Origin of the sequence: Xanthobacter luteus, from assembly GCF_040049235.1 — a bacterium.
Taxonomy (GTDB): Bacteria; Pseudomonadota; Alphaproteobacteria; order Rhizobiales; family Xanthobacteraceae; genus Xanthobacter.
In genome coordinates this window covers 23072-45022 of sequence record NZ_JBDZDO010000009.1, presented here as the reverse complement: position 1 = coordinate 45022, position 21951 = coordinate 23072, and the positions used below count along the sequence as shown (strand labels likewise).

Below are 21951 nucleotides of genomic sequence, written 5' to 3'. Positions count from 1 at the left end.
CTCTGACGATGTCGGCAGCGATTGCATCGCTGCTCGCCGGCTCTGCCGCCGGGGCCGGCGTCGCCGCGGCGGCGACCGTGGTCGCCCTGGGCGCGAGCCAGACCTACGGCAAGGGCGTCGCGCGCGGCGAGGATTATCCCTCCCAGCTCCAGGCCATGCTGCGCGCCCAAGGCTATTCGGTCCGCTTCGCCAATGCCGGGGTGAACGGCGACACCACCACGGGCATGCGCGCGCGCCTCGCCGGCGCGCTGACCCCGGACACGGTGCTCGTCATCCTCCAGCCCGGCGGCAACGACCGGCTGAAGGGCGTCTCCGAGGCCGAGACCAGCGCCAATATCGCCGCCATCAAGGCGACGCTCGCCGCCCGCCACATCCCGGTGGTGATGGTGCCGAACCAGATGTTCGCCCATTTCCCGCGCCAGGCGGACGGCCAGCACCTGACGGCGGAGGGCTATCGCGGCCTTGCCGCCCAGCTGGTGCCGCAGGTGGCGCCTTATCTCAAGAAATAGCCGCGCCGAACGCTGCCGCCGCCGCGCGGAAGGCGGCGGCGGGATCGTGCGCCCGCATCACGCCGCCCATGATGGCGAGCCCCGCCGCGCCCGCCGCCCGGCAGGCGCCGGCATTGGCCGCATCGACGCCGCCGAGCGCGATCACCGGCACGCGGCAGGCGCGCGCGAAGGCGGCGAGGCCGTCGAGCCCCAGCGCCGGCCCGTGGCCGGGCTTGGAGGCGGTAAGGAACACCGGGCTCGCGGTGACGTAGTCGAGCGCCGCCGGATCGGCCCGCGCCGCCTCCTCCAGCGTGTGGAGGGAGAGGCCCACCAGCGCGTGCGGCCCCAGCAGCGCGCGGGCTTCGGCCGGGTCCGATCCGCCGGGAAGGTGCACCCCGTCCGCCCCGGCCGCGCGGGCGAGCTGCGCCGCGCCGTGGAGCGTGACGCGCGCGCCGCAGGGCCGCGCGATGGCGGCCATGCGGGCGAAGAGGGCGATCTGCGCCGCCGCCGCTAGGTCCTTCTCCCGCAGGCTGAGCCAGCGGCAGCCGCCGGCGCAGGCGGCGGCGACCACGTCCGGAAGGTCGCTCTTCGCCTGCGACCGGTCGGTGATGAGCAGCACCGGCGGCGCGGGCAGCATCCTCAGCTGCCGACGAGGCCGAATTCGGGGCTGGAGGCTTCCGCGTGCAGCTTCCGCGGGATGCGGCCCGACAGCCGGGCGAGGCGCCCGCCTTCGACCGCGTGGCGGAAGGCGGCCGCCATGCGCACCGGATCGTGGGCCTTGGACACCGCCGTGTTGAGCAGCACCGCCGCGCAGCCGAGCTCCATGGCGAGCGCGGCGTCCGATGCCGTGCCGATGCCGGCGTCCAGCACCACCGGCACCGGCGAGCGGGCGCAGATCAGTTCGATCATGTGCGGATTGGCGATGCCGAGCCCGGTGCCGATCATGGAGCCGAGCGGCATCACGGTGGCGGCGCCGAGGTCGGCGAGCTTCTGGCAGGTGACGGGATCGTCGTTGCAGTAGGGCAGCACCACGAAGCCGCGATTGACCAGCTCCTCCGTGGCCTTCAGCAGCTCCTCCACATTGGGATAGAGCAGCTCGCGGTCGCCGATCACCTCGAGCTTCACCCAATCGGTCTCCAGCGCCTCGCGCGCCAGCTCGGCGGTGAGCACGGCGTCCTTCGCGGTCTGGCAGCCGGCGGTGTTGGGCAAGATGTGCACCCGGCCGGACAAGAGGTCGGTCAGGCTCTCCTCGTAGCCGGCGAGGCTGATGCGGCGGATGGAGGCGGTCGCCATCTGCGCGCCCGAGGCCGCCAGCGCGTCCAGGAACACCTTCTGGTTGGGATAGCCCGCCGTGCCGAGGAACAGGCGCGAGCCGAAGCTGCGCCCGGCGATGACGAGGGGGTCGTTGACGCGGGGATCGTTGATATCGGACATGGCCGTTCTCGTTCGTTCTGCCGGCGAAGCGCCCCCTCTTAAGGGGCGCGGGGATCAGCCCCCCTGCTTCGCCTCGATGATCTCCACCTGGTCGCCCGCCGCGAGCGGGGTCTCGCCCCAGGCGCGGCGCGGCACCACGGCGCCGTTGAGCGCCACGGCGATGCCCTTGCGGCCGTCCTCCACCCCTTTGGCGCGCAGCAGCTCCGCCACCGTGGCCGCCGGGTGCTCTTCCGGCGTGCCGTTCACCGTCAAGGCGCGTGCCATCGCCGTCACTCCGCCGCCGCGCGGGGCGCAAAGCGCGACGCCGCGAACGGCGCCGCCACCGGGTCCATGCGGCCTTCGAGGATCTGGGAGACGATCACGTCCGTGGTCACCGGCAGCAGCAGGATGCCGTTGCGGTGGTGGCCGGTGGCGTAGACCAGGCCCTCCACTTCGCTCGGCCCGAGGATGGGCGCGTCGTCGCGGCTGCCGGGGCGGAAGCCGACCCATTGCTCGATCACGGCGAGCTCCTCCAGGCCCGGCAGCGCGCGCCAGGCATTGGTGAGCAGCGCCAGCAGGCCGCCGGCGGTCAGCGCCGTGTCGAAGCCCTTCTCCTCGGTGGTGGCGCCGATGATGAGGCGCCCGTCGCGCCGCGGCACCAGATAGGCGCCCGGCGCCCACAGCACGTGGGACAGAAGCGGCGCGGCGGGGTCCATCTGCAGCGCCATCATCTGCCCCTTGATGGGGCGCACCGGCAGCGGCGCCGCGGGGGCGATGTCGACGCCGCGGCTCCAGGCGCCCGCCGCGAGCACCGTCACGTCCGCCGCATGGCGCGTGCCGGCGGCGACGACGCCGGTGACGCGCCCGGCCTGGGTCTCGACGCGGGAGATCGGGGTGCCCTCATGGATCCGCGCGCCGGCGCCGAGCGCCGCAATCCTCAGCGCCGCCGCGACCTTGCGGTTGTCCACCTGGTGGTCCTCGGGGGTGAGGATGGCGCCCGCCACCTTGGCGGCGAGATAGGGCTCGCGCCGGCGCGCCTCGGCTCCGCCGAGCCATTCCACCGGCAGGCCGAGCGCGGTCTGGAGCGCGTGCAGATGCCGCAGCCGCGACAGGTCGTCCGCGGTCAGCGCGACGGTGAGCGTGCCCTCGGTGCGCAGGTCGACGCCGGTGCCGGCCGCCTGCTCCAGGTCCGCGGCGAAGCGCGGCCACAGCGCCTGGCTCGCGCGGTTGAGCTGCAGCAGCACATCCTCGCCCGGCTCGGCCTCGGCGCAGGCGGCAAGCATGCCGGCGGCGGCATGGCTCGCGCCCTGGCCGGTCTCGCCGGCGTCGAACAGATCCACCGGGCAGCCGGCGGCGGCGAGCCGCCAGGCGATGGCAAGGCCGATCACCCCGCCGCCGACGACGGCGACCCGCGGGCGCGACCCGCCGCGACCCGCGGCGTCACGGGACTCGGAAGCAACAGAAGACGAATCAAAGGTCGACAAGCTCGCGCTCATCGGCATCTCCCTACGCTGGCATGATCCAGACAGGTTCGATGGGTATGATCTCAGCCGCGCAAGATGCACGGCACCCCAGGCCGTCCGCGTATTATCCATGCCTCGGCCCGGATCGCAAGGCCCTGAGCCGGCAATTGCAGCCGTAGCCGGCCGGCCATGGCGCCTGGACACCCCTTTGTGTTCCCATTATGTTCCGCATCGCATGCCGATCAGGAGGACCGCCGATGAAGCTTTATTGGGCGCCCCATACCCGGGCTTTCCGCGCGCTGTGGATGCTGGAGGAAGCCGGCATCGCCTATGAGCGCGAACTGGTGGACCTGCGCAACGGCGGGCAGGACAGGCCGGAATTCCGCGCCATCAATCCCATGGGCAAGGTTCCCGCGCTGACCGACGGGGCGGCCCGCCTCGCCGAGAGCGCGGCGATCTGCGCCTATGTGGCCGAGCGGGCGCCCGAGGCGGGCCTCGCCCCGCCGCTGGGCGATCCCGCGCGCGGGCGCTATCTGCAGTATCTGTTCTTCTCGTCCGGCTGCATGGAGCCCGCCTTCGTGCAGAAGATGATGGGCATGTCGCTGCCCAAGTCGAGTGCCGGCTGGGGCAGCTTCGACCTCGTGATGGAGGTGGTGGACGCGGCGCTGAAGCCGGGCCCCTATCTCTTGGGCGAGGCGTTTTCCGCCGCCGACGTGATGCTGGGCTCGGACGTGTGGTACGGCATCGGCCTGCTCAAGGTGATCACGCCGACCCCCGCCATGACCGCCTATGTGGAGCGCCTCACCGCGCGCCCCGCTTTCCAGCGCGCCAAGCAGATCGAGGCGGCGGCGCTGGCGGCGGCAGGCTGAGGCGCCGGCGCGCCGGATGGTCTATGGTGGCGGCATGCTCGGGCTCATTCCCCTGATCCGCCGCGTGCGCCACGGCATGACCCTTGGCGTGCGCGTCATGGCCGAGGACGACGCCGGGCGCCTGCTCCTGGTGCGGCACTCGTATCTGCCCGGCTGGCATTTTCCCGGCGGCGGCGTCGATTTCGGCGAGACCGCCGCCGAGGCCGCGCGCCGCGAACTGAAGGAGGAGGCCAACGTCGACACCGAGGCGCCGCTCGCCATGGCGGGGGTGTTCTTCAATCCCCGCGTCGGCGGGCGCGACCATGTGGTGCTGTTCAGCGCCGGACGCCTCGTCATCGGGCCGCGGCCGGCGCGCAATCTCGAGATCGTCGCCGCCGAGTTCTTCGCGCCCGATGCGCTGCCCGAGGACGTCTCTCCCGCCACCCTGCGGCGCCTCGCCGAGCGCCAGGGCCGGGCGCCGGTCGCCGACCTGTGGTGAGGGCTGGGCGGCCTGCCGGCTTGCGCGCGGCCCGGCGCGGCGCCGAAGCGGGCGGCGCCGACGGGTGCGGCGATTGGAGCCGCGGCGCATCTGCTTGCCAAGCCGGGGCGCGCCCGCTTAAGTCCGCACCGCCCGGGCGCCAGCGCCGGGGCGGGGACCCACGCCCTGGTCCCGAAGGTGCCCGCCGGGAGTTTTCGCCATGTCCCTCGACGCCGATCAGATCGTCGAACGCCGCCGCCTCAGGCGCAAAGTCACCTTCTGGCGCACGCTGGGGGTGCTCGCCGCCGTCGCGGCGATCGCGGTGGCGGTCTCCGTCGTGGCGGGCCGCACCGTCACCGCCTCCTCGCCCCACGTGGCGCGGGTGGTGATCGGCGGCGTGATCCGCAACGACCGCGAGCGGGTGGAGATGCTGGACGACATCGCCGACTCGCGCGCCGAGGCGGTGATCCTGTCCATCGACAGCCCCGGCGGCACGGTCACCGGTGCCGAGCAGCTCTACGACGCGCTCCAGCGGCTCGCCAAGAAGAAGCCCGTGGTCGCGGTGGTGGAGGGGCTCGCGGCGTCCGGCGGCTACATCGCCGCCATCGGCGCCGACCACATCATCGCCCGGCGCAACGCGCTGGTGGGCTCGGTGGGCGTGATCTACCAGTTTCCCAACGTCTACGAGCTGCTGAAGACGGTCGGCATCTCGGTGGAGGACATCAAGTCCTCGCCGCTGAAGGCCGCGCCGAACGGCTACAGCCCCACCTCGCCCGAGGCGCGCGCCGCCATCGACGCTTTGGTGGTGGACACCTATGGCTGGTTCAAGGACCTCGTCGGCACGCGCCGCAAGCTCACCGAGGCCCAGCTCTCAACCGTCGCCGACGGGCGCGTCTTCACCGGCCATCAGGGGCTCGGCCTGCAGCTGGTGGACGAGCTCGGCGACGAGACCACGGCGCGCGAGTGGCTGGCGCGGGAGAAGGGCGTCTCCAAGGATCTCAAGGTGCGCACCTGGCGCACCAAGCAGGTGGGCGACGAGTTCGGCTGGCTCTCCGCCGCGGTCGCGCACCTCGCCACCTCGCTCGGCCTGCCGCAGCTCGCTGCGATCCTGTCGCAGGCTACGGGCAGCGCTCTGGAGCGCGCTCAGCTTGACGGCCTATTGGCCCTCTGGCACCCTCAAATCAACAGGTGAGCGGTGCTAGACAACCGTCGCAGGACCGGCCCGCGCCTTCGCCCCGCCCCGCTTCGGGCGGGAGCCGGTCATCGGGATCGGCGGCGCTCTGGATCGATCCTGGGGGAGACGAGGCCGTCATGATCAAGTCCGAACTGGTTCAGAAGATCGCCGAAGCCAACCCCCATCTCTATCAGCGCGACGTCGAGAACATCGTCAACGCGATCTTGGAGCAGATCGTCTCCGCCCTCGAGCGCGGCGACCGCGTCGAGCTGCGCGGCTTCGGCGCCTTCTCGGTGAAGAAGCGGGATGCCCGCGTCGGCCGCAATCCGCGCACCGGCAAGCAGGTCGAGGTGAGCGAGAAGAGCGTGCCCTATTTCAAGACCGGCAAGGAGATGCGCGAGCGTCTCAACGATGGGCGGTGACGCGGTGGGCCGCGTCCTCTCGATCCTGGTCGTCGTTCCGCTCTCGATCCTCGCCGTGGCGCTGGCGGTGGCGAACCGGCGGCCGGTCATGGTCTCCCTCGATCCCTTCTCGCCCCACGCGCCGGCGGTGTCGGTGACGCTGCCGCTGTTCGCCGTGATCTTCGCGGCGCTCATCGCCGGCGTGGTGCTGGGCGGCGTGGTGACCTGGTGGCGACAGGGCCGCTTCCGTCGCGAGGCCCGGCTCGCCCGCCGCGAGCAGCGCCAGGCGGAGGCGCGTCGGACCGAGGCGCGCCGCGAGGCCGACGCCGCTCTCTCCCTTCCCGCCCCCCGCCGCTGAAACCAGCCGCCCGCGGATGCTCCCGCGGGCTGCCGCGCGCGACGCGATGGAAACGGCACCGGGCGCACCCCCTCCGGGGCGCGGTGCCGCTCGTTGCGATCTCAGCTAACATCTTACGTTACGTAATGTTTTCGACGCGGGCTGCGGCGAGGTTCAAGCTTATTTCATGTTCCGGTGGTATTTGTGGTCCGCACTCCAGGATCAAAAGAGAGCCACCATGTCCGTCAGCCGTCGAAGCTTCCTCACCGGCCTTGCGGCCTGCCCGCTGTGTGCCAGCATCGCCCGTGCGGAATCCGCCCACCCGCATTGGACCTATGAAGGCCATGGCGGCCCCAAGGAGTGGGGCGAGCTCGCCAAGGAGTTCCAGGTGTGCGCGCTCGGCACCCAGCAATCGCCGATCAACCTCGAAGCGGCCATCCCGGCGGCCCAGACCGCGCTCACGCTCTCCTGGACCGCCCAGCCGTTCAAGGTGGTCAATAACGGCCACACCATCCAGGCGGACGCGCTCTCGGCGGCGAACACCGCCGATCTCAGCGGCAAGGTCTATGAGCTGAAGCAGTTTCACTTCCATGCCCCGAGCGAGCACGCGCTCGGCGGCGAGCGCACCGCCATGGAGGCCCATTTCGTCCATGCCCGGCCCGAGGGCGGACTGGCGGTGGTGGGTGTGTTCATGAAGGCCGGCAAGGCCAACGATGCCTTCGCCGCCGTGATGGCGGCGGCACCGAAGAGCGAGGGCGCGGCCGCCGCGCAGCCGGTCATCGACATCGCCCGCCTGCTGCCGGAGCGCCGGAGCCTCTATCGCTACGAAGGCTCGCTGACCACGCCGCCGTGCGCGGAGGTGGTGGACTGGAACGTTTTCGCCGCTCCGATCGAGGTGGGCCAGGCCGACATCGACGCCTTCCGCGCCATCTTCCCCATGAATGCGCGCCCGCTGCAGGCGGTCAACCGGCGCTTCCTGCTCCAGCTGAACTGAGCGCGGGCGGTTTCGCGCGCAGGCGCCGCGAGGCATCGATCGGCAAACAAAAAGGGCCGGCGCGAACGCCGGCCCTTTCGTCTTGAACCCTCGAGGCGGGGTCAGTCTTCCTTGTCGGACCCGGCGGCGCGCTGCTTGAGCGCGGCGCCCAGGATGTCGCCGAGCGAAGCGCCCGAATCCTGCGACCCGTAGGCGGCCACGGCCTCCTTCTCCTCGGCGATTTCCATCGCCTTGATGGAGACCTGCACCTTGCGCGCCTTGCGGTCGAACAAGGTGACGCGGGCGTCCAGCTTGTCGCCCACGGAGAATCGCTCGGGGCGCTGGTCGTTGCGGTCGCGGGCGAGCTCGGAGCGCTTGATGAAGGCGCTGAGGTCGGTGCCCGAGAGCTTCACCTCGATGCCGCCGTCCTTCACGTCCGTGACCTCGCAGGTCACGACCGCGCCCTTCTTCACCTCGCCCGCGTCGGCGAAGGGATCGCCGGCGAGCTGCTTGATGCCGAGCGAGATGCGCTCCTTCTCGACGTCCACGTCGAGCACCACGGCCTTCACCATGTCGCCCTTGCGGTATTCGTCGATCACCTGCTCGCCGGGACGGTTCCAGTCGAGGTCGGACAGGTGGACCATGCCGTCCACATCGCCGTCGAGGCCGAGGAACAGGCCGAACTCGGTCTTGTTCTTGACCTCGCCTTCCACCACCGCGCCGGGGGCATACTTCTCGGCGAAGGCCTCCCACGGGTTCTGGAGCGTCTGCTTGAGGCCGAGCGAGATCCGGCGCTTGGCCGAATCCACTTCCAGCACCTGGACCTCCACTTCCTGGGAGGTGGAGACGATCTTGCCGGGATGGACGTTCTTCTTGGTCCAGCTCATTTCGGAGACGTGGATGAGGCCCTCGATGCCGGGCTCCAGCTCCACGAACGCGCCGTAGTCGGTGATGTTGGTGACGCGACCCTTGAAGCGGGCCTCCACCGGATACTTGGCCTCGATGCCCTCCCAGGGATCGCCCAGAAGCTGCTTCATGCCGAGCGAGATGCGGTGAGTCTCGTGGTTGATCTTGATGATCTTGACCTTCACCGTCTGGCCGATGTTGAGCACCTCGGTCGGGTGGTTCACGCGGCGCCAGGCGATGTCGGTGACGTGAAGCAGGCCGTCGATGCCGCCGAGGTCCACGAACGCGCCGTAATCGGTGATGTTCTTGACCACGCCCTCGATGGCCTGGCCCTCTTCGAGGTTCTGCACCAGCTCGTGGCGCTGCTCGGCGCGGGTCTCTTCCAGCACGGTGCGGCGGGACACGACGATGTTGCCGCGGCGGCGGTCCATCTTGAGGATCTGGAACGGCTGCTGGTTGTGCATCAGCGGGCCGACGTCGCGGATCGGGCGGATGTCCACCTGCGAGCGCGGCAGGAAGGCCACGGCGCCGTCGAGATCGACGGTGAAGCCGCCCTTCACCTGGTTGAAGATCACCCCGAAGACCTTCTCGTTGGCGGTGAACGCCTTCTCGAGCTTGATCCAGCTCTCCTCGCGGCGCGCCTTGTCGCGCGAGAGGACGGCCTCGCCCATGGCGTTCTCGACGCGCTCGAGATAGACCTCGACCTCGTCGCCCACCTGGATGGTGTTCTCGCGGCCGGGGCCGGCGAACTCGCGCAGCGCCACGCGGCCTTCGGTCTTCAGACCGATGTCGATGATCGCCAGATCCTTCTCGATGGCGACCACGATGCCCTTGACGACCGAACCCTCCTGGGTGTCGGCGCTGCCGAAGCTCTCGTCCAGCAGGGCGGCAAAATCTTCACGGGTGGTTTCTACGGCGGGCATTCACACTCCGAAATTCATTGCGCCGGCATCTGGTGTTGCAGGGACCCGGACTGCTCGGTTGTCCAGGCGCTCCCTTGCGAGGAAACGGGCTGGACGGCCGCCGACGACGATCGGCGGGCCGGCGCGGAACGCCGAGCGGCACGGGCTGGGATTGGCGCGTCCGGGTTCTGCTCAGCGAAAGCCAGGGCGGGCTGCCTCCGACGACTGGGGCGCGTATCCCGCAGCCCCAGGCCCGCCCGGGCGGCCTCCACCTTGAAGGAGCGCGACCACGGACGGCCATCAATTAGGGGAGGAAGGACGGAATTGCAAGGGTTGGGGTAGAAAGACTTGTCCGGACGGCGGCACGGCGCAGGCACGGCCGCCGCGCTTCCGCCACCTTGCTTCGGCCTCGGCCGCGCGTCAGGCGCGGCTCCCGCCGGCACCGTCCGCAGCGACCGATCCTCGCCGGCGCGCCTTCAGTTCTCACCACGAGGGCCTCGCGGGGGCCGGGCGACCCTCCCCGCGCCCAACGGCAGGGCGGGAGCCCCCCCGGATTCCCGTGCGAGACATCGAAATGGCAAACTGCCGAAAACGTGGTGCGGCAGGCAGGAAAATGCGCCCGTAGAAAGTTCTATGGCACTCATGCTCTGTTCATTGACCGCATGGGGCGGATGTGGTCTGGGGCTTGTTGAAAACATAGCCCAATTTACTGGACATAATGATTGTCATTTGGAGCTCTGATCGGCTTGTTTGTGCAGTATACAACAGTGTCTTCCGTGCATCGGACGCGGCAGTCATTCGGATTGACACTCCGGCACCTCTCTCTCACGCACTCTCCCTTCCGAAAGAGGCACCATTTGTTGCTTGAGCTTGGGGAGCCTGTCGACCGGCTGCCCGCATCGCTGCCGTCCCACCCCTTCTGGGCCAGAGCGAGAGAAGGGGTCAGGCACATTATGATCGTCATGACGTATGCGAATTTCATAGTCATACCTTTCTGAGAAGCAGCATCTGCATCAGATCAGCAGCCGATTTTATGTAATAATGATCGATTGCAATCGGAGATGTTTGACGGTCAGCTGATCATGCGGCGCTTTCGAATTTGAGGTGCGGCTGAAAAAATGCTTAAGCGCGGAGGGAGGCCGTGCCATCCTCCAATTGGAGTAGACGCACACCGGACAACTACGTGGCGCGTGCTCCGCACGAGACCGGCGAGGGCTGATGAAGCCCGGAAACGCGGTCTTCCCCCTCGCGCCAGTCCGGGACAGGGCGCCGCCGTGTCGCAATGTCATTGACGGTCCGCACGAGCTTGGTGCTCGGCCCTCGGCCGTGCGCGGCCACAGGCGGCATCAGGCCTTGCCCGATTGCACAGGCGATCCCATTCCGGCGGCTGGACAATTGTCGGCGTGGCCTGAAAGGCTCAGGTACAAATGCCGGGAACGGGGCGATTGCCGGCCGGCATCGCCAAGCGCCTCACTCGGCGATGATCTTGACCTTCTCGCCATACTTCAGCTTGGCGCCGGCCTCGAGCCCGTTGAGGATCATGAAGCGCTCCAGCGGCCGGTCCGGCACCTGCATGCGGGCGGCGAACTTCTCCGGCCCCTCGCCGAGGCCCACGCCCACCACCCGCACCCGCAGCGGCTTCACCGCATCGGCCTCGCCCGACGTGACCCGCCGGAACGAGGAGGCGGCGGCGCGGAACTGCCGGTCCACCTCCGGCGTCAGCTCGCGGGCGGCGAAGATCAGGCGGTAGACGTCCGAGCCGAAGCGGATGGCGAACATGCGGAACGACCACTGGTCGCCGCGGGCGATCGCGGTGGCGGCGGAGAAGCCGTTGATGGTGAGGGTCTCGACGGTGTTGATCTCCACCCCCTCGATCCAGCCGGAGGACAGGTATTGCGCCAGCGACTGGTTGGCGGAGACGCGCACCGCATCGAGCCTGAGCGCCTCGCGCCCCGCCTGGGTGGCGCCGAGCACCGCCTGGGAGGTGTTCTCCAGCGAGAAGCCCTCCGGCGCCGAGAAGGTGAAGCCGAGCTTGGGGTGGAAGAAGGTGCGGCCGCGGACGAAGCCTTCCTTGGGATCATCGCCGTAGATCATGCCGTCGATGGCGGCAAGGTAGACCGCGCGGTCGCGCTCGCCGCTGCCGGGCTGGGCATACTGGCGCGCATTGGCGATGGCGATGGAGATGCGTTCCGGCGTCGCCGGGTGGGAGGAGAGGAAGTCCACCTCTCCGGCGGCGCCGGACTTGGCCGAGAGGCCGCCGGCGCGCAGTTCCGCGAAGCGACCCATGTCGCCGAGGAAGCGCGAGGCGCCATAGGGATCGAAGCCGGCGCGGGCGGCGATGCCGACGCCGATGGCGTCCGCCTCCAGTTCCTGGCCGCGGGAGAAGGTGGCGAGCGTGCTGCGGCTCTTCTCCAGCGTCAGCGCGCCCACCGCCGGGTCGTTCAGCACGTCGGACACCACGCGGCTCACCAGCACGGTGCGCTCCATCTGGTCCTCGCGGATCACCGCGTGGCGGGCGATCACGTGCGCCATCTCGTGGGCCAGCACCGAGGAGAGCTCGGAGGTGTCGTTGGCAAGCGCCAGCAGGCCGCGCGTCACGTAGAGCGAGCCGTTGGAGAGCGCGAAGGCGTTGATGGCGGGCGAGTTCAGCACCGTGACGCGGTATTTCAGATCGGGCCGCTCGGAGGCCGCCACCAGGCGCTCCACCGTCTGCTGGATCAGCGCCTTGAGCTGGGGATCGGCATAGGCGCCGCCATAGGAGGCGATGAGGCGCTCGTGCTCGCCGCGCTGGGCGGGCGACATCTCGGCGAACTCGGAGCGCGTGGAACCGTCGCCGCCGGCACCGGCGCCCACCGAGACCCCGGCCTGGTCGAGGTCGATGCCGGCGCAGGCCGAGAGCAGCAGCGGCAAGGCCAGCGCAGGTCCGCGCCACAGGCGCGCGCGAACGTCGGCACGCGCGGGCGCCGCGCCTTGCCTCGTCCGCCTCTGCCGCACCGCCAGGCTCGTCACCGTGCTCCGTCCTCCTTCACCGGTTATACCTTCACCCCGTGCACCTTCACCCCGTAAACGCGCAGCGCGCGTGCGCGGATCCGATTCCTCAGTCCGCGTCCTCGGCCAGCGGGCCGTCCAGGATCGCGATCTCGTCCCGGGTGCGGACGAGCATGGCCGGTCCGCCGTCCATGCGCACCACGCCGCGCACCTCCACTAGGGTGCCGCGCAACATGGCGGGATCGAGGCCATCCCCCAAGATTGTGGCGAAATCGCCGGCCGGCAGGACGATGGTGAAGTCCTCGCGCCAGCGTGCGCCGAAATTGAGGAAGACCTTCTCCCGCGTGGCGCCGGTGGCGCGGATGCGGCCCTCGGCGAGGGCGAACAGGCCGGCGCGGCGTGCCAGAAGCGCCTCGTCGCGCGCCGGGGCGAGCGCGCCGGCGCCCTGGAAGATGCCCCGCCTCTCCCGCCGCGCCTGCGCTTCCGCGGCCAGCAGCGCGGCGGCGCAGGACGGGGCGCCCCGCGGGTCGGCGAAGCCCGCCCCGGCGGCAAGCAAAGCGAGGACCAAAGAGGCATCGGGGCTGGCGGCCACGCTTGGCGCCCCCGCAAGGCGCGCGTCCCCGACGAGGCGCCCGTGCCGATCGCGGCGGCGGGCGCGCGGCACCACGAAGCGCCCGTCGAGCACCGCCGTCGCCGCGGCGCGGGAGCGCGCGACGAGGTCCGCCTGGGGATCGAGCGCCGTGGGCAGAGCGATCCCTGCCGGCACCAGAGCGCGGCCGTCGGAGAGCGCCAGCGCGCCGTCCGCGCCCCAGGACGCGGCGAGCGGGACCTCGGGGAGAGCCTCGCGGGCGGCCGCGTCCGCCGGCGCGCCGGCAGCCATCGCCTCGCACCCCCGCGCTGTCCGCCCGTCGCCGCAGGCGAGGACCGCGGCGGTGAGTGTGACGATGGCGAGGCGCTGCGGCATGGCTCGGGCCGGAACGGTGGACAGGGAATGTCCTCAACAGGGTAGGGCGTGCCGGCGCCGGCCTGAAGGCACGGCGGCGGGCGATCCGATCACCTTTCCTGACCGTGTCTTTCCTAACCGTGTCCTTCCTGGGCGTGCTCGTCCCCGGCCCGCCGCTTCCGCTTCGCCCCTCGCCCTGCGGTGGCTCCAGGGCTGGCGCGCCGCAGGCCTTCCCACGGCGCCGCCCGCCGATTAAAAGGCGTCTGTGTGTCCCGGTAGCTCAGCAGGATAGAGCAGCGGTTTCCTAAACCGCAGGTCAGGGGTTCGAATCCCTTCCGGGACACCAGAAGGGGCGCTCGTCCTGAACCTCCCGCACCGCCTGTTCGAAGCACCGGCGGATGGTGTGGAGGCTGAGGCCGGCATCGCGGAAGTGTAGCGCGCAAAATCGAATTGCACCGCGCGCAGGATCATATTGCACCCCCTTAACACCCCCTTTCAGGGCCCTTTCAGGCGGTCCTGGAGGCGAGTGTTGAGAGTTCGCCACGCGAGCGCCGCAGCCAGAGAGCAAACCCCGTTACCGGCCGCGTGAGATCGGTCCACCCGATGGGCCAGCCCATCACCCAATCCGTGAAGGCAGGGTTCAAGGTCCATTCGCCCGCCGAGCACCCGCTCCCAGGCCTGATAGTCGCCAGGACGCGGTGCGAAAAGGGGAACGTTGGCATCTCCCCCGCCTTCCAGCCCAGAGCCACCGCCACGCGCCGGAAGGCGGTCCAGATCTTCGCCGCTTCGCCGATCGACACTTGGCTGCCCGCCTGAGCACCGGCGCCGCCGCCACCACCAGGAGGGCGATGAGCGAGGCGGCCCGAACCTCGGCGATGCGGCGCTCGGCGATGTGCAGCGGATGGAGGGCGGCGTCAGGGCGCGACGCGGCGCTGACCGGCGGGGGCTCATGCGGCCACTCCCGTGTCAGTCCGACGCCCGCGCTTTAGGCTAGCCGGGACACCCTCGGCAAGTTTACGTTTCGCCCATGGCGACGGCTTAGCGTAGCGCTCGGGCCAGACAGCCTCGGGCGCCAAACCTAGGTAGTCGGCCAGGGCGCGCTCGCCCGCCAGATGACGGCGGATGAGCGCCGCCCTGCAGGCGCTTTCGTCGAGACCGGCAGCACTGGCAATCCCGCCCAAGGTGCCGCCGCGGCGATGCACCTCCGCCTTGATCTCGTGCCTGTCCATGCCGACAGGGCGCTTGGTCATGGGACCTCCAAGAGCCGGCCCCCGCCAGGGCCGGTTTTTTCGGGGCGAAGCGCGCACGTTTGTGAGCGCGAATGTGTTCACGGGAGAGAAAAGTGGCTCGTTTTTGCTGTTCCGGGTTCTGAGATGGGCTCTTATGGCCCATTTTTGCCTAATGGCTTGATCCGGCTCAATTTCCAGAACTCGGCCCTCGGACAGCGCCGGGCGCCTGTTCGTTCCGACTTCGTCCGATGAAGCCGGAACTTGGGCCTGTCGTTGCTGAGCGATTGCGAATCGCGGCCCGGCGCGCGGGTGGGATCGACGCCTTGGCGGAGCTTACGGGCACGCCACGTCGTACCTTGGGCAACTACTTGGCAGGCAGAAACGAGCCGAAACTCTCTTTCATGGTGGCGGTTTCTGGCCTGACGGGTCTCTCGATCGATTGGCTGTCGGGGAAAGACGCTGAAGCGCCAACGGGAACGGCCGGTCCATCCGAGATCGACGATGAGCTCATGGGGCGCATTACCGACGCCATCGCGCGTCTCTACAAAGATGAGCGCGTTTCGCTTCCTGCCATCGATCTGGGGCGCTTGGTCGCGCGCAAGTATGCCGAAATCGTTGCTGCGACTTCGGTTTCGGACGAGCGCCTCGCGATGGTCAAGCTGATTGTGACACAGCTTCGCGCAGACCTGCGCGTCACGGCCGCGGCGCCTGGATCTGGCAAAGCCTCGGCCTGATGGTCGTAAAGATGGCCATTCTGCCACCGGCGCGTGTAGACTCGTGTGGCCACGCTTTAGCTACGGTAAATGGGGGGTTCGCTTTGCACGTTTTTGGTGCAGCCGTCATGGCGCTGATCTGGGCGACTTCGATCCCTGCCCGCGGGGCAGAGGTGCCCGCAAATGCTTATGGCGAGCGTTTCAATCGCGCTGCCGACCTCTTCGGTGCCACTGTCCGTTTGAATGCTCCACAATGCGGAGACCGGCTTTGTGCTTTTAAGGGGACCGGGGCCGTCTCGGCGAACGTGGCCTGGGAGGCCGGCGATGCAAGGCGCCGCACCGTCGATAGCGTCTTCAAAATCCCCGCTGCTCAGTCGGATGCGGGGCTGGCGCGCATCCTACTGAGCCTTCTTGCGGTGTTTTCGCCGGAGCTCCCGGCAGACGCTCGCGAAGCCTTTGCGGCGACACTCCTCAGGCAGCTGTACGCGGACCGCGTGAGATCGGACGGCCGTTTGGGCGGTTGGGACTACGTCTTGCGCGCTGACGGCGACCAGTGGCGCGCGATTGTACGGCGACCGGCCGGGCTGTGATATCTGCCCCGGTGGCCGGTGCAATTTGGTTCTGCGCCGGGGTCAAGAGCGACGCTCCGGTGCAATTCGGTCCTGCGCCCGCTGCATTGTGCATGCCCACGCGGTGAGATTCCGCGACGGCCCGCCAGAGCCCGCCAACGCTCAGTTCTGCCCGCCTGATCCCGGCTGTTCCCGGATATTCCCGCCTAACCCCCAAGGTGCAGCCCGGTTCTGCGCGGCACACACAGAGCCAGCGGCGCACGGTCTGCGGCGAGACCTTGGTGGCCTCGCCTGCTTCGCGATCAAAGTTGAGCAGCCGCAAGGCCTCTGGGGCGCTGTAGACGCCCCTTCCGAAGATGTGCTCTCGCGGGTCGACACGAAGCAGGGTCGGTGACGTGATTCCTTCGCTGCGGGAAACATAGGCGGAGTTGGCTCCGCCTTAAACGCGCCCGCCCGTCCGCCAAGGGCGCGCCCTCATCATCCGCGCCGGGCGGCCTTCTCCAGGGCCTCGCTCATCTTCGCGCGCCAGTCCTTCCCGCCCATGGTCTTGAAGCGCGCCACCGTCTCCGGCGCCAGGCGCAGCGTCACGGCCTCCTTGGGGCTCTCCACCTTGGGGCGCCCGCGCGCGCGCTTGATGCGCTCCATCAGCTCCGGAAACGCCTCGGCGAAGGGCTTGGCCTGCGCGATCTGCGCGTCTGTCAGCTCCGCGTCGTCGGGATCGGCCGCGATCTGCCGTTGAATTTCCGCCTCCTCGGCATCGGTGAGGGGGGCGATCTTGTGCTTACGCGTACCCATGGCCTGCCCTTTCCTTGCGGCTGGCGCGGCGCATCGAGATCACGGCCAGGGCTTCCGAGCCGAGCGGCGCGAAGATCACCGCAATGACGGCGCCCTGGAAGACGCCCACCGCCATGAAGCGGTTCTTCCTGGCGGGCGCGACGGTGGCCGCGGCGAAGAACGCCAGGTCGAGGGCCGCGAAGTCCATTCCCCGCTTCGCGAGTTGGTCTGGCGCGTGGGCTCGTCCCACGTGATCTTCATGGGATTATTCGTACACGCAAATGCCTCTGCCGGCCATATTTTCGTACACGAAAAATGCGGTGGCATTGCGAAGCGGATTGGATGCCCCAAACGACAAAGCCCCGAGGCGTGCTCGGGGCTTGGAAAAGGGGCCTGGCTTGGCAAAGATCGGCCCGGGGCTTCTTCGGATCTGCGCCGGCAATGACGAAATTGCCGAGCCGGGGCAGGCTGGCGAGAATGGCGAGGGCGGGCGCGTTGAGGACGATTGCTTTGCGCCCGGTCTTCGAATCGGGGAGGAGCAGCAACCCGCGCTCTAGGTCGACATGCGTCCACTTGAGGGTGAGGATTTCGCGAAGGCGGGCGCCGGTGAAGATTAGCACTCGCAACGCCCCTTTCGCCCCGCCGTGGAGACATGGGCGACTACCTCGATGGAATCCAACATAAGACCTGATGGGCGCGGACCACCCAGGAGCGACCTCCCAATCCTCGCCCGTCACCCGTGTCAGAAGGGTCGACCTCGCCAAAAGCAGACCCGATACGAAACACAGCAACGGACAGAAGGGAATCTCCCTTTGCCTCGACACCCTGAAATCCGCTTCCTCTTCCAAGGGTGCACGACTCATTCTTTTAGATACAAACCCGCCCGATATGGAATAGATTTCAAGGGTGTTCGCGAAAATTCTTCAAGATATTCCATAAGCCTGCTAGATTAGAGCGAATGTCAAACTTCCCCAAGCGCGCGGGTAGGACAGCCGTGCCACGATCAATGACCCTCAGCGCCGCGACCGAGGGCTTTCCCGTGGTCGGTGTCGGCGCGTCTGCCGGCGGGCTGGACGCGTGCAAGAATTTGCTCCGCGCGCTGCCCGGAACGCCCGGAATGGCGCTCATTCTGGTGCAGCATCTCGATCCCACTCACGAAAGCATGATGGCTGACCTGCTGGCGGCCCACACGTCGATGGTGGTGCGCCAGGCGGCGGACGATGTTCCGATCGAGCGTGACCATCTCTACATCATCCCTCCGGGCTTCTACCTGTCGGTCAGGGCGGGCCGCCTGCGCCTCACGGCGCCCGTTGCTCCGCACGGCGCGCGGCTCCCGTTCGATTTTCTGCTGAAGTCGCTGGCAGCCGAATATGGCGACCGCGCCATCGGCGTGATCCTTTCGGGCACCGGGACCGACGGGAGCGACGGGCTGAAGGCCGTGCGGGAGCACGGTGGGTTCACCATCGCCCAGGACCCAACAGAGGCCGGCTATGGCGGCATGCCGCGCAACGCCATCGCCACCGGCGCAGTGGATCTCGTGCTGCCGGTGGAGCAGATCCCGCAGGCGCTGGCGACCCGCGGCGCGCATGGTGCCAATGTGACGGGGAGCCCGACCTTAGCGCGGATCGTCGACCTTCTGCGCGCCCGGACGGCGTTCGATTTCAAGCTCTACAAGCCGGGAACCCTTCAGCGTCGGACCGAGCGGCGCATGGCCCTGGCGTCCATCGGCATCGACCAGATGGAACGCTATCTCGATCTGCTGGAGAGCAGTCCGGCCGAGCTCGATCTCCTGGCGCAGGACCTGCTCATCAACGTCACCGGCTTCTTCCGCGACCCGAAGGTGTTCGGCTATCTCGCCGAGAAGATCATTCCCGATCTGGTGCGCGACCACCCCCCCGGCCGCCCGTTGCGCATCTGGGTGCCGGGGTGCAGCACCGGCGAGGAAGCCTATTCACTCGCCATGCTGTTCCTAGAAGCCATCGCGGCGGACAAGCGCACCATCCGGCTTCAGGTCTTTGCCTCCGATGTCGACCCCGACGCCGTCGCGCGGGCGCGGGAGGGCTTCTATCCCCGGACCATCGAGGGTGACCTGACACCCGAACGCATGGAGCGCTTCTTCTCCAAGGACGTCCAGGGCTTCCGGATCGCGCCCGACCTGCGAGCCGCGGTGGTGTTCACGGTCCAGAACCTGCTGGCCGATCCGCCATTCTCGCGTCTCGACCTGATCTCCTGCCGCAACGTGCTGATCTATCTGAACCCGGAGGCGCAGGCGAAGATCGTCTCCCTGTTCCATTTCGCCCTGGTGGAGCGCGGGCTTCTCCTGCTCGGCACATCGGAAGAGGTCAGCGGCGCGGACTCCCGCTTCGAGATGGTCTCCAAGCCGATCCGGCTCTATCGCCACGTGGGTCCGGGACGGCCGTCGGACCTGCGCTTCTCCCTCGGCGCGGTGGACAGCCTGAACACCAGCCCGCGCCCGGCACCGCATCCGCCATCCTCCCACCAGAACGCGCTGGCGGAGCTCTGCCGACGCCTGATCCTGGAGCATTACGCACCGGCGGCGGTCCTCATCAACCGTAAGCTCGAGTGCCTCTATTACCTCGGCCCCACCGATGCCTATCTGCGGCTGGCCTCAGGACAGCCGGTCCACGATCTGCTCTCCATGGCGCGGGAGGGGGTGCGAACCAAGCTGCGCGCGGCGATCCAGCGCGCCATCCAGAGCCGGGCCCGCACCTGCGTCGACGGCGCCAGCGCGACCCGCGACGGCAAGCCCTTCACCTTCTCCATAGTCGTGCACCCGGTGGAGAGCGAGGGCGAGGAACTGCTGCTGGTCTGCTTCCTCGACGGCCCGCCCGCGGGAGCACAGGCGCCCGCCCGCCCGCTGACCGCGCGCGACCGCGGCCGCGTGGCCGAGCTGGAGCGGGAGCTGGAAGTCACGCGGGCCGAGCTTGAGAGCGCTATCCGCAACCTGGAGATTTCCAGCGAGGAGCAGAAGGCGGTCAACGAGGAGGCCCTGTCGGTCAACGAGGAGTTCCAATCCACCAACGAGGAGCTTCTGGCCTCGAAGGAGGAGTTGCAGTCCCTCAACGAGGAGCTGACGGCGCTCAATGGCCAGCTCCAGGAGACCCTGGAGCGCCAGCGCACCACGTCGAGCGACCTGCAGAACGTGCTCTACAGCACCGACGTCGCCACCCTGTTCCTCGACACCGAGCTGAAGATCCGCTTCTTCACCCCCGCGACCCGTCACCTGTTCAGCGTCATTCCGGGGGACGTGGGACGCCCGCTCTCGGACTTGAGTTCGCTCGCCGACGACGGGACGCTGATGGACGACATCCGCTCCGTGCTCACCGGCCGAGCGCCGATCGAACGGGAGGTCGAGGCCCGCAACGGCGCTTGGTATCTGCGCCGCATCCTGCCCTATCGCACCCAGGGCGAGGGAGTGGACGGGGTCGTCATCACGTTCGTGGACGTCACCGAGCGCCGGCGAACCGCCGATGCGTTGGAGGCCGCCCGACGGGAGGCAGAGCTCGCCAACACCGCCAAGTCGCGCTTCCTGGCCGCCGCGAGCCATGACCTGCGCCAGCCGCTGCAATCATTGGTGCTGCTCCAGGGGCTTCTGGCGAAGGCGGTGACGGGGGAGAAGGCCGAGCGCCTCGTCGTGCGCCTCGACGAGACCGTCAGCGCCATGTCGGGCATGCTCAATGCGCTGCTCGACATCAACCAGATCGAGGCCGGGACGTTGCGCGCCGAGGTGGCCAGCTTCCCCATCAACGATCTGCTCGATCGACTGCGGCAGGAGCTGACCTACCATGCGCAGGCCAAGCGGCTCAGGCTGCGCGTGATCCCGTGCAGCCTGTCCGTGGAGAGCGATCCGCGCCTGCTGGAGCAGATGGTGCGCAACCTGATCTCCAACGCGCTGAAATACACTGAGCGCGGGCATGTGCTGGTCGGCTGCCGCAGGCATGGCCCGGGGCTGCGCATCGAGGTCTGGGACACCGGGGTGGGCATTCCGGTGGAGGAGCATCAGGCGATCTTCAACGAATACCACCAGCTCCACAACGCCGCGCGCGATCGCAATCTCGGCCTCGGTCTGGGTCTTGCGATCGTGCAGAGGCTCGGCACCCTGCTCGGCCACCCGATCCAGGTGCGCTCGCATCCCGGCCGCGGCTCGGTGTTCTCCGTCGAGGTCAAGCTCGCGGCGGCGGCCGAAGCGGGCCCGCAAGGGGAGCCCGCCGTTCCCGCCGCCACGCCGGCCGGCCAGAAGGCTGCCATCCTGGTGATCGAGGACGATCCCGACGTCCGCGCCCTGCTCCAGCTCCTGCTGACCAGCGAAGGGCATCTGGTGACCGCCGCCACCGATGGCGCCGCCGCACTGGAGCTGGTGGAGCGGGGCGCAATCCGGCCCGATCTGATCCTGGCGGACTACAACCTGCCGAATGGCATGACCGGGCTCGAGGCCTCGGCGCGGCTGCGCACCCAGCTGCGCAGCGATATCCCGGTGGTGGTGATCACCGGAGACATCTCGACAGGCACCCTGCGCGAGATCGCCGCTCGGGACTGCGTGCAGCTCACCAAGCCGGTGAAGGCGGGTGAGCTGACCAGCGAGGTTCAGCGGCTGCTGACGGCCTCGCTTCCGGCCGTCGATGCGCCCGCAGGCGCAAGTCCCGCCGCCGCGCGCCGACCGGTGATCTTCATCGTCGACGACGACGACAATATCCGGCAGGGCATGCGCGCCGTGCTGGAAGAGGCCGGCCACAAGGTCGAGGATTTCGAGAGCTGCGAGGCTTTCCTTGACGCCTATCGGGCCGGCCCGGAGGGCTGCCTCCTCGTCGATGCTACCCTGCCCGGCATGACGGGCCTCGAACTTCTGCAGCGGCTCCAGGATGGCGGCCACCGGTTGCCTGCCATCATGGTCACCGGCCATAGCGACGTGCGGATGGCGGTCCAGGCCATGAAAGCCGGCGCCTTCGACTTCATCGAGAAGCCGGTCGCGCGCAGGGAGTTGGTCGGAAGTGTCGAACGGGCGCTGCAGCAGGCGCGGGACCAGGGTCAGCCGGCCGGGTGGCGCGCCGCGGCAGTGGCGCAGCTGGCGTCCCTGACCGGGCGGCAGCGCCAGATTCTGGATCTCGTGCTCGCCGGGCATCCCAGCAAGAACATCGCCGCCGACCTCGGCATCAGCCAGCGCACGGTGGAAAACCACCGCGCGGCGATCATGAAGAAAACCGGGGCCAAATCCCTGCCCGGACTGGCCCGCATCGTGTTCGCATCCTCAGACGGGAGCCGGGACCCAACCTCCTGAATTGGACGGGGACGCCAGCCTCGTTCGACTCCAAGGGGGCGCGCGGCAACGGCCGT

Annotated in this window: 21 protein-coding genes, 1 tRNA gene and 1 riboswitch; of the genes, 11 read left to right on the top strand and 11 right to left on the bottom strand. The window is 69.0% G+C overall.

Annotation, left to right across the window (positions count from 1 at the left end):
* Positions 1 to 8: 8 nt before the first annotated feature.
* Positions 9 to 509 (top strand): GDSL-type esterase/lipase family protein, encoded by a 501-nt coding sequence (locus tag ABLE88_RS22355; RefSeq protein ID WP_348834033.1) that lies wholly within the window; start codon positions 9 to 11, stop codon positions 507 to 509.
* On the opposite strand, the gene ABLE88_RS22350 is transcribed toward ABLE88_RS22355, so the two are convergent.
* The 4 genes from ABLE88_RS22350 to thiO form a co-directional block, all read right to left on the bottom strand.
* Positions 499 to 1125, bottom strand: coding sequence for a thiamine phosphate synthase (locus ABLE88_RS22350; RefSeq protein WP_348834032.1), 627 nt, complete (start codon positions 1123 to 1125; stop codon positions 499 to 501). The genes ABLE88_RS22355 and ABLE88_RS22350 overlap by 11 nt on opposite strands.
* A gap of 2 nt (positions 1126 to 1127) precedes the next feature.
* Positions 1128 to 1922 carry a thiazole synthase gene (locus ABLE88_RS22345; protein ID WP_348834031.1) on the bottom strand — a complete coding sequence of 265 codons (795 nt, stop codon included), beginning with the start codon at positions 1920 to 1922 and terminating at the stop codon, positions 1128 to 1130.
* A gap of 54 nt (positions 1923 to 1976) precedes the next feature.
* A complete protein-coding gene (gene thiS, locus ABLE88_RS22340) occupies positions 1977 to 2186 on the bottom strand; it encodes a sulfur carrier protein ThiS (RefSeq protein ID WP_348834030.1) in 210 nt (69 codons plus the stop codon).
* 5 nt (positions 2187 to 2191) lie between these two features.
* Positions 2192 to 3397: a glycine oxidase ThiO gene (thiO, locus tag ABLE88_RS22335; protein WP_348834029.1), complete on the bottom strand. Its 1206-nt coding sequence runs from the start codon at positions 3395 to 3397 to the stop codon at positions 2192 to 2194.
* Positions 3386 to 3485: riboswitch (TPP riboswitch) on the bottom strand. It overlaps the preceding gene by 12 nt.
* A gap of 136 nt (positions 3486 to 3621) precedes the next feature.
* On the opposite strand from thiO, the gene ABLE88_RS22330 reads away from it, so the two are divergent.
* The 6 genes from ABLE88_RS22330 to ABLE88_RS22305 all read left to right on the top strand — a co-directional run bounded on the left by ABLE88_RS22330 (position 3622) and on the right by ABLE88_RS22305 (position 7596).
* Positions 3622 to 4233, top strand: coding sequence for a glutathione S-transferase family protein (locus ABLE88_RS22330; RefSeq protein ID WP_348834028.1), 612 nt, complete (start codon positions 3622 to 3624; stop codon positions 4231 to 4233).
* A gap of 16 nt (positions 4234 to 4249) precedes the next feature.
* Complete coding sequence (locus ABLE88_RS22325; protein WP_348834027.1) at positions 4250 to 4711, top strand: NUDIX domain-containing protein; 462 nt, start codon at positions 4250 to 4252, stop codon at positions 4709 to 4711.
* Positions 4712 to 4910: 199 nt separating this feature from the next.
* Positions 4911 to 5882 (top strand): signal peptide peptidase SppA, encoded by a 972-nt coding sequence (gene sppA / locus ABLE88_RS22320; RefSeq protein ID WP_348834026.1) that lies wholly within the window; start codon positions 4911 to 4913, stop codon positions 5880 to 5882.
* Between the two features lie 119 nt (positions 5883 to 6001).
* On the top strand, positions 6002 to 6286 hold the full coding sequence (gene ihfB, locus ABLE88_RS22315; protein WP_121622447.1) for an integration host factor subunit beta: 285 nt from the start codon (positions 6002 to 6004) through the stop codon (positions 6284 to 6286).
* Positions 6276 to 6623: a lipopolysaccharide assembly protein LapA domain-containing protein gene (locus tag ABLE88_RS22310; RefSeq protein WP_348834025.1), complete on the top strand. Its 348-nt coding sequence runs from the start codon at positions 6276 to 6278 to the stop codon at positions 6621 to 6623. The genes ihfB and ABLE88_RS22310 overlap by 11 nt, the downstream gene beginning before the upstream one ends.
* Before the next feature lie 217 nt (positions 6624 to 6840).
* Positions 6841 to 7596 (top strand): carbonic anhydrase, encoded by a 756-nt coding sequence (locus tag ABLE88_RS22305; RefSeq protein WP_348834024.1) that lies wholly within the window; start codon positions 6841 to 6843, stop codon positions 7594 to 7596.
* A gap of 101 nt (positions 7597 to 7697) precedes the next feature.
* Here the strand turns inward: ABLE88_RS22305 and rpsA are convergent, their stop codons facing one another.
* The 3 genes from rpsA to ABLE88_RS22290 all read right to left on the bottom strand — a co-directional run bounded on the left by rpsA (position 7698) and on the right by ABLE88_RS22290 (position 13335).
* Positions 7698 to 9404 carry a 30S ribosomal protein S1 gene (gene rpsA, locus ABLE88_RS22300; RefSeq protein WP_348834023.1) on the bottom strand — a complete coding sequence of 569 codons (1707 nt, stop codon included), beginning with the start codon at positions 9402 to 9404 and terminating at the stop codon, positions 7698 to 7700.
* 1449 nt (positions 9405 to 10853) lie between these two features.
* Positions 10854 to 12293 (bottom strand): M48 family metalloprotease, encoded by a 1440-nt coding sequence (locus ABLE88_RS22295; RefSeq protein ID WP_348834022.1) that lies wholly within the window; start codon positions 12291 to 12293, stop codon positions 10854 to 10856.
* Between the two features lie 187 nt (positions 12294 to 12480).
* Positions 12481 to 13335 carry a hypothetical protein gene (locus ABLE88_RS22290; protein WP_348834021.1) on the bottom strand — a complete coding sequence of 285 codons (855 nt, stop codon included), beginning with the start codon at positions 13333 to 13335 and terminating at the stop codon, positions 12481 to 12483.
* 248 nt (positions 13336 to 13583) lie between these two features.
* Here ABLE88_RS22290 and ABLE88_RS22285 point away from each other — a divergent pair.
* Positions 13584 to 13660, top strand: a tRNA-Arg gene (locus tag ABLE88_RS22285).
* Between the two features lie 601 nt (positions 13661 to 14261).
* Here the strand turns inward: ABLE88_RS22285 and ABLE88_RS22280 are convergent.
* Positions 14262 to 14564 carry a helix-turn-helix domain-containing protein gene (locus ABLE88_RS22280; protein ID WP_348834020.1) on the bottom strand — a complete coding sequence of 101 codons (303 nt, stop codon included), beginning with the start codon at positions 14562 to 14564 and terminating at the stop codon, positions 14262 to 14264.
* Positions 14565 to 14791: 227 nt separating this feature from the next.
* On the opposite strand from ABLE88_RS22280, the gene ABLE88_RS22275 reads away from it, so the two are divergent.
* A complete protein-coding gene (locus ABLE88_RS22275; protein ID WP_348834019.1) occupies positions 14792 to 15277 on the top strand; it encodes a helix-turn-helix domain-containing protein in 486 nt (161 codons plus the stop codon).
* 107 nt (positions 15278 to 15384) lie between these two features.
* Positions 15385 to 15846: a hypothetical protein gene (locus ABLE88_RS22270; RefSeq protein WP_348834018.1), complete on the top strand. Its 462-nt coding sequence runs from the start codon at positions 15385 to 15387 to the stop codon at positions 15844 to 15846.
* 456 nt (positions 15847 to 16302) lie between these two features.
* Here the strand turns inward: ABLE88_RS22270 and ABLE88_RS22265 are convergent, their stop codons facing one another.
* The 3 genes from ABLE88_RS22265 to ABLE88_RS22255 are packed head-to-tail and all read right to left on the bottom strand — an operon-like array spanning position 16303 to position 17219.
* A complete protein-coding gene (locus ABLE88_RS22265) occupies positions 16303 to 16620 on the bottom strand; it encodes a BrnA antitoxin family protein (protein WP_348834016.1) in 318 nt (105 codons plus the stop codon).
* Positions 16607 to 16807 carry a BrnT family toxin gene (locus tag ABLE88_RS22260; protein WP_348834015.1) on the bottom strand — a complete coding sequence of 67 codons (201 nt, stop codon included), beginning with the start codon at positions 16805 to 16807 and terminating at the stop codon, positions 16607 to 16609. Before ABLE88_RS22260 ends, ABLE88_RS22265 begins: the two co-directional genes overlap by 14 nt.
* 49 nt (positions 16808 to 16856) lie before the next feature.
* The gene (locus ABLE88_RS22255; RefSeq protein WP_348834014.1) at positions 16857 to 17219 is read right to left on the bottom strand and encodes a site-specific integrase; all 363 of its coding nucleotides are present in this window, start codon (positions 17217 to 17219) and stop codon (positions 16857 to 16859) included.
* Between the two features lie 338 nt (positions 17220 to 17557).
* Here ABLE88_RS22255 and ABLE88_RS22250 point away from each other — a divergent pair, with 338 nt between their 5' ends.
* The gene (locus ABLE88_RS22250; RefSeq protein ID WP_348834013.1) at positions 17558 to 21895 is read left to right on the top strand and encodes a chemotaxis protein CheB; all 4338 of its coding nucleotides are present in this window, start codon (positions 17558 to 17560) and stop codon (positions 21893 to 21895) included.
* Positions 21896 to 21951: the final 56 nt, after the last annotated feature.

What these genes read in the sequence shown, in the direction of transcription:
- ABLE88_RS22355 (WP_348834033.1), top strand. Translation starts at nt 9, where the DNA reads ATGTCGGCAGCGATTGCATCGCTGCTCGCCGGCTCTGCCGCCGGGGCC.
- ABLE88_RS22350 (WP_348834032.1), bottom strand. Translation starts at nt 1,125, where the DNA reads ATGCTGCCCGCGCCGCCGGTGCTGCTCATCACCGACCGGTCGCAGGCG.
- ABLE88_RS22345 (WP_348834031.1), bottom strand. Translation starts at nt 1,922, where the DNA reads ATGTCCGATATCAACGATCCCCGCGTCAACGACCCCCTCGTCATCGCC.
- thiS (WP_348834030.1), bottom strand. Translation starts at nt 2,186, where the DNA reads ATGGCACGCGCCTTGACGGTGAACGGCACGCCGGAAGAGCACCCGGCG.
- thiO (WP_348834029.1), bottom strand. Translation starts at nt 3,397, where the DNA reads ATGAGCGCGAGCTTGTCGACCTTTGATTCGTCTTCTGTTGCTTCCGAG.
- ABLE88_RS22330 (WP_348834028.1), top strand. Translation starts at nt 3,622, where the DNA reads ATGAAGCTTTATTGGGCGCCCCATACCCGGGCTTTCCGCGCGCTGTGG.
- ABLE88_RS22325 (WP_348834027.1), top strand. Translation starts at nt 4,250, where the DNA reads ATGGTCTATGGTGGCGGCATGCTCGGGCTCATTCCCCTGATCCGCCGC.
- sppA (WP_348834026.1), top strand. Translation starts at nt 4,911, where the DNA reads ATGTCCCTCGACGCCGATCAGATCGTCGAACGCCGCCGCCTCAGGCGC.
- ihfB (WP_121622447.1), top strand. Translation starts at nt 6,002, where the DNA reads ATGATCAAGTCCGAACTGGTTCAGAAGATCGCCGAAGCCAACCCCCAT.
- ABLE88_RS22310 (WP_348834025.1), top strand. Translation starts at nt 6,276, where the DNA reads ATGGGCGGTGACGCGGTGGGCCGCGTCCTCTCGATCCTGGTCGTCGTT.
- ABLE88_RS22305 (WP_348834024.1), top strand. Translation starts at nt 6,841, where the DNA reads ATGTCCGTCAGCCGTCGAAGCTTCCTCACCGGCCTTGCGGCCTGCCCG.
- rpsA (WP_348834023.1), bottom strand. Translation starts at nt 9,404, where the DNA reads ATGCCCGCCGTAGAAACCACCCGTGAAGATTTTGCCGCCCTGCTGGAC.
- ABLE88_RS22290 (WP_348834021.1), bottom strand. Translation starts at nt 13,335, where the DNA reads ATGCCGCAGCGCCTCGCCATCGTCACACTCACCGCCGCGGTCCTCGCC.
- ABLE88_RS22280 (WP_348834020.1), bottom strand. Translation starts at nt 14,564, where the DNA reads ATGACCAAGCGCCCTGTCGGCATGGACAGGCACGAGATCAAGGCGGAG.
- ABLE88_RS22275 (WP_348834019.1), top strand. Translation starts at nt 14,792, where the DNA reads ATGAAGCCGGAACTTGGGCCTGTCGTTGCTGAGCGATTGCGAATCGCG.
- ABLE88_RS22270 (WP_348834018.1), top strand. Translation starts at nt 15,385, where the DNA reads ATGGCGCTGATCTGGGCGACTTCGATCCCTGCCCGCGGGGCAGAGGTG.
- ABLE88_RS22265 (WP_348834016.1), bottom strand. Translation starts at nt 16,620, where the DNA reads ATGGGTACGCGTAAGCACAAGATCGCCCCCCTCACCGATGCCGAGGAG.
- ABLE88_RS22260 (WP_348834015.1), bottom strand. Translation starts at nt 16,807, where the DNA reads ATGGACTTCGCGGCCCTCGACCTGGCGTTCTTCGCCGCGGCCACCGTC.
- ABLE88_RS22250 (WP_348834013.1), top strand. Translation starts at nt 17,558, where the DNA reads ATGTCAAACTTCCCCAAGCGCGCGGGTAGGACAGCCGTGCCACGATCA.